This is a genomic window from Litorilinea aerophila, assembly GCF_006569185.2.
Taxonomy (GTDB): Bacteria; Chloroflexota; Anaerolineae; order Caldilineales; family Caldilineaceae; genus Litorilinea; species Litorilinea aerophila.
This window is the reverse complement of sequence record NZ_VIGC02000062.1, coordinates 1-5360: the sequence shown is the minus strand read 5'-3', so window position 1 is coordinate 5360 and position 5360 is coordinate 1. Positions and strand designations below refer to the sequence as shown.

4 protein-coding genes are annotated in these 5360 nt (G+C 65.8%); 2 read left to right on the top strand and 2 right to left on the bottom strand.

The features are described 5' to 3' along the window. The coding region (locus FKZ61_RS23465) for an ABC transporter ATP-binding protein (RefSeq protein WP_141612594.1) at positions 1-1586 on the bottom strand (1586 nt) is incomplete at its 3' end. A gap of 47 nt (positions 1587-1633) precedes the next feature. Continuing rightward, positions 1634-2191 (bottom strand): MarR family winged helix-turn-helix transcriptional regulator, encoded by a 558-nt coding sequence (locus FKZ61_RS23460; RefSeq protein ID WP_170200242.1) that lies wholly within the window; start codon positions 2189-2191, stop codon positions 1634-1636. Between the two features lie 269 nt (positions 2192-2460). Here FKZ61_RS23460 and FKZ61_RS23455 point away from each other — a divergent pair, with 269 nt between their 5' ends. Further along, complete coding sequence (locus FKZ61_RS23455) at positions 2461-3753, top strand: sulfatase family protein (protein ID WP_141612592.1); 1293 nt, start codon at positions 2461-2463, stop codon at positions 3751-3753. A gap of 96 nt (positions 3754-3849) precedes the next feature. After that, positions 3850-5360: ABC transporter ATP-binding protein (locus FKZ61_RS23450; protein WP_141612591.1), on the top strand; the 1511-nt coding region annotated here is incomplete at its 3' end.

Below are 5360 nucleotides of genomic sequence, written 5' to 3'. Positions count from 1 at the left end.
ATGGCGATGCGCTGCTTCTGGCCGCCGGAGAGGGTGGTGCCCCGCTCGCCCACGGGCGTGTCGTAGCCCTGGGGAAAGGACATGATGAAATCGTGGGCCGCGGCGGCCTTGGCCGCGGCGATGACCTCTTCATCGGTGGCGTCGGGCCGGCCAAAGGCGATATTCTCCCGGATGGTCCCGGTGAAGAGATTGGTCTCCTGGAGAACGATGCCGATCTGCCGGCGCAGGGAGTCGATGCGCACATCCCGCACGTCGTAGCCGTCGATGAGGACCTGGCCCTCGCTCACGTCGTAGAAGCGGGGGATCAGGTTGATGATGGTGGTCTTGCCGCTGCCGGTGGCACCCAGGAGGGCCACCGTCTGCCCCGGCTCGGCCACGAAGCTCACGTCCGACAGGACCGGCTCGCTGCTGCTGAAGTAGCGGAAGGTGACGTGGCGGAACTCCACCCGCCCCTGGATGGGCGGCAACACCACTGCGTCGGGCCGGTCGGCCACCTCATTTTGGGCGTCCAGGATCTCGAAGATACGGGCCGCGCTGGCGCTGGCCTGGCTCATCTGGCTGATGATGAAACCCAACTGGCCGATGGGAAAGAAGACATAGACCAGGTAGAGGCTGAACTTCTGCCACTCGCCCAGGGTCAGGGTGCTGTCCAGGATCTGGCGGCCGCCAAAGTAGAGCACCAGGGCCTGGCCCAGGTTGGCCACCAGGAAGATGACCGGGAAGAGGAAGCTGAAGACCCGGGCCACGGTGATCTGCTGGTTCATCAGGTCGGTGGCTGCTTCCCGAAAACGGGCCTGCTCCTGCTTTTCCCGGGCAAAGGCCTTGACCACCTTGATGCCGGCCAGGTTCTCCTGGAGGATGGTGTTCAGGTGGGAGAGTTTCGCCTGGACCTGGGCAAAGAGGGGTTGACTGACCGCGCCGAAGATCATGAAGAGCACCAGGGCGATGGGCAGGATGGGCAGGATGACCAGGGTGAGGCGCCAGTTGGTCCAGAACAGCATCACCAGGGCGCCGGTCAGGAGCACCAGGGCCTGAAGGGCCATGAGCAGCCCCTGGCCGATGAAGATGCGCACCTTTTCCACGTCGTCGGTGGCCCGGATCATGAGCTGGCCGGTGCGGTTGCGGTCGTGATAGCTGAAGGAGAGGCGCTGGATCTTGGCGAACAGTTCGTTGCGGAAGTCAAAGGCCACCCCCTGGCTCAGTTTTTCCGCCATGAAGGCCTGGGTGAAGGCAAAGGCGCCCCGGGCCACGGCAAAGACCAGGATCAGGCTCACAGCCCAGTAGAGCCCTTGCTCCGGCGCGACCAGGAGCTGGTTCAGCCGCTCGGCGCTCAAGTTGGCCTGGGCCAGGGCTGCGGCTTGGGCTTCGGCAGGCAGGGCCGACAGTTGCCGGGCAGCCAACCCACCCACCACCGCATCCAGAATGTTCTGCACCAGCTGAGGCACCATTAGCTGGGCGCCGATGCTGATGAACAGGGCGCCAATGGCCAAAGCGGCAGTGCCTCGATAGTGGCTCAGATACCCGATGGCGCGGACCAGGTGGCCCCAGTGCAGGCCCGGCCGTTGGCGCTCGAGTGGTTGGTTCATAGACGTGTCTCCTTTGCCGCGTCTCCTTGGAGGCGCTTCTGCTGACGTCATGGACGATCCGGCCCGGCTCCCTGGGCGGGCGCATGCTCCTGCAAGGAGAGGTACAGCCGCTGCAGCAGCCCCTGCAGCACCTCCACCTCCTCCGGGGAGAGCCCCTCGGTCAGGGTATTCAAAAAGGTCATGTAGGCCGGCGTGGAAGATTCGATGAGCTCCCGGCCAGCCTGGGTCAGGCGAATGTGAAACTGGCGCAGGTCGTCCGGGTCTACCTCCCGCGCGATGAGGCCCATTTCCTCCAGGGAGCGGAGATGGGCGCTGATGGTGTTCTTGCTCACGTTCTGGGTCTTGCTGAGCTGAGTGGGGCTGACCGCGGTGTTGCCCCGCCGCTCTTCCAGGAGGAGGCGAAGCAACAGACGCCAGCGGGGCGCGGAAAGCTGGGTGGCCCGCATCCGCTCGGCCAGGATGGCGTCATAGGCGTTGGCCACCATCCGCACCAGCCGCAAGAGTTCCAGGCCGTGGGTCTCCACCACGCCCATGTCCCGCAGCAGCTCCCGGAACGGCGTTTCTGCGTGGGGGGCAGTTGTTGGAGCAATCGTGGATTTCGTCATGGGGTGAATTATACGCCATCGAACTATTTTTGCATAGTAAGGCCACGTCCAAAGTGCCAATTTGATGCGACAGCCCAAGCCCGCCACGGGCAGGCAAGGAGATGGGCTGCAGTGTCCATCTGGAACCCTCCAGCGGGGACGGCTCGGGGTATGCTCCATGAGCGAAGGCAGGAATCGCGAAAACTTGACAATCCGTGGGGGAACGTACAGACTTATGGATAGAGAGCCCTTCGCAACGCACCGATCCACCATCACAGGAAGCCATCCCAATGTCGACCCCAAACATCCTCTATCTGCATTCCCACGACACGGGACGCTACATTCAGCCCTACGGCCATGCAGTCGCCACCCCCCACCTCCAGCGCCTGGCCGAGGAGGGGGTGCTCTTTCGCCGGGCCTTTTGCGCCGCGCCCACCTGCTCGCCCAGCCGGGCCGCCCTGCTGACCGGCCAGGCGCCCCACAGCAGCGGCATGTTGGGGCTGGCCCACCGGGGCTTCGCCCTCCACGACTACGGCCAGCACCTGGTCCACACCCTGCGCCGGGCCGGCTATCGCTCCATCCTGTGCGGCGTGCAACACGTGGCCCGGGACGCATCCACCATCGGCTACGACACTATCCTGCCCACCGCCAGCCGCCACGCGCAGGATGTGGCGCCAGCGGCAGCGGAGTTTCTGCGCAGCCGGCCGACCCAGCCCTTTTTCCTGGACGTGGGTTTCTTCGAGACCCACCGGGAGTTTCCCGAACCCGTGGACAACCCGGACTACTGCCTGCCGCCGGCGCCGCTGCCCGACACACCGGCCGTCCGCCAGGACATGGCGGCCTACAAGGCCAGCGCCCGGGCCCTGGACGACGGCGTGGGACAGGTGCTGGAGGCGCTGGACGCGGCCGGCCTGGCCCAAGAGACCCTGGTCATCTACACCACCGACCACGGGCTGGCCTTCCCGGGCATGAAGTGCAACCTGACCGACCACGGCATCGGCGTCTCCCTGATCCTGCGGGGGCCCGGCGGCTTCACCGGCGGCCAGGTCTGCGACGCCATGGTCTCCCACATCGACCTCTTCCCGACCCTGTGCGAACTTATTGGCCTGGAGCCGCCGCCCTGGCTTCAGGGCCATTCGCTCCTGCCCGTGATCCGGGGCGAAGTGACGGAGATCCACGACGCCATCTTCGCCGAGGTCACCTACCACGCCGCCTACGAGCCCCAGCGGGCCATTCGCACCCAGCGCTACAAGTACATCCGCCGTTTCGGCGACCGGCGACGGCCGGTGCTGCCCAATTGCGACGACAGCCCCAGCAAGGACGTCTGGCTGCAGGCCGGCTGGCGGGAACGGGAGGTGGCCGCCGAACAGCTCTACGATCTGGTTTTCGACCCTAACGAAACCTGTAACCTGGTGGACGAGCCCGGCCTGCAGGAGGTACGTAGCGAGCTGCAAGCACGGCTGCAGCGGTGGATGGAGGAGACCGACGACCCGCTCCTGCACGGGCCCGTACCGCCACCACCGGGCGCCCAAATCAACGACCCCGATGGGCTGTCCCCCCGGGAGCCAGCCATCGTCTACTGACAACCGACTACTGTCTACCGACTACTGTATTCGGTAGTCAGTAGTCAGTAGACGGTAGACGGTAGTCGGCATGGAGCATGAAGAAAGAGACGTGACATGAAGAGCCAGCCAGGTGACAGTGTACCCATTCCTTCCCCCCAGGGGGTTCAGAAGCTGACGGACTGGCACATTCTCTTGCGTTGTTTCAGTTACCTGCGCCCCCACTGGCGCACCACGGCCGCCGCCTACGCCTGCATGGTGGCCATCACCGGCCTGGCCCTGACCATCCCCCAGTTCATCCGCTGGATCGTGGACCAGGGCATCGGCGGCCATGACCTCAACCTGCTGACCGGGTCCGTGCTGGGCCTGCTGGGCCTCACCCTGGTCAAAGGCGTGCTGACTTTTCTCCAGGGACGCTGGACGGAGATCGTCTCCCAGAGCGTGGCCTACACCCTGCGCAACCAGATCCACGAGAAGCTGGCGGACCTCTCCTTCGCTTACCACGACCAGACGGAGACAGGCCAGCTCCTCTCCCGGGCCGTCCAGGACGTGGAGCGGATCCGCTTCCTCACCGGGCGGGCGGTCCTGCGCCTGGTGGACAGCCTGGTGCTGCTGACGGGGACCGCCGTGGTGCTGGCCTTCATGAACCCCAGCCTGGCCCTCATGAGCCTGGCGGCCATCCCCCTCCTGGCCTACCGGGCCTACGCCTTCGGGCGCCAGTTCCGTCCCCTCTCCCTGGCCATTCAGCAGCAGCTGGCCGTGCTGACCACCCGCCTGGAGCAGAACCTGCGGGGCGCGCGTATCGTCAAAGCCTTTGCCCAGGAGGATCACGAAAACGCCCGCTTCGACGCCGAGAATGACCGCTGGTTCCAGCTCTCTGCCCACGCTGCCCGCCTGCGCTCCTGGAACGTGCCCATGCTGGATTTGATTGCCAACGTGGGGACGGTGGTCATCATCTGGTACGGCGGCCTGCTGGTGATCCGGGGGCAGCTCACCCTGGGCGAGCTGGTCGCCTTCTCCACCTACCTGGGCCAGCTGGTGCCGCCGGTCCGGCGCCTGGGGATGATCATCCCGGCGCTGGCCATGGCCGTGGCCTCCGGCGAACGCATCTTCGAAATCCTGGACACGCCGTCGGAGGTGCGGGACGCGCCCGACGCGGTGCCCCTGCCGCCCATCCGGGGTCACGTCCGCTTTGAGCATGTCTCCTTCGCCTATGTGCGCCGCCATTCAGTGCTCAAGGACATCACCTTCGAGGCCCTGCCAGGTCAGGTCATCGCCCTGCTGGGCGCCACCGGCTCGGGCAAATCGTCCATCATTAACCTGATCCCCCGCTTCTACGACCCCACCGAGGGGCAAATCACCATCGACGGCTACGACCTGCGTCGGGTGACCCTGCACTCCCTGCGGGCCCAGATCGGCATCGTCCTCCAGGAGACCACCCTCTTCGCGGCCACCATCCGGGAGAACATCGCCTTCGGACGGCCCGACGCCAGCGAGGAAGAGATCGTGGAGGCGGCCCGGGCGGCCCAGGCCCACGACTTCATCATGGAGATGGAACGGGGGTACGATACCTACGTGGGCGAGCGGGGCGTGACCCTCTCCGGCGGCCAGAAGCAGCGCATCGCCAT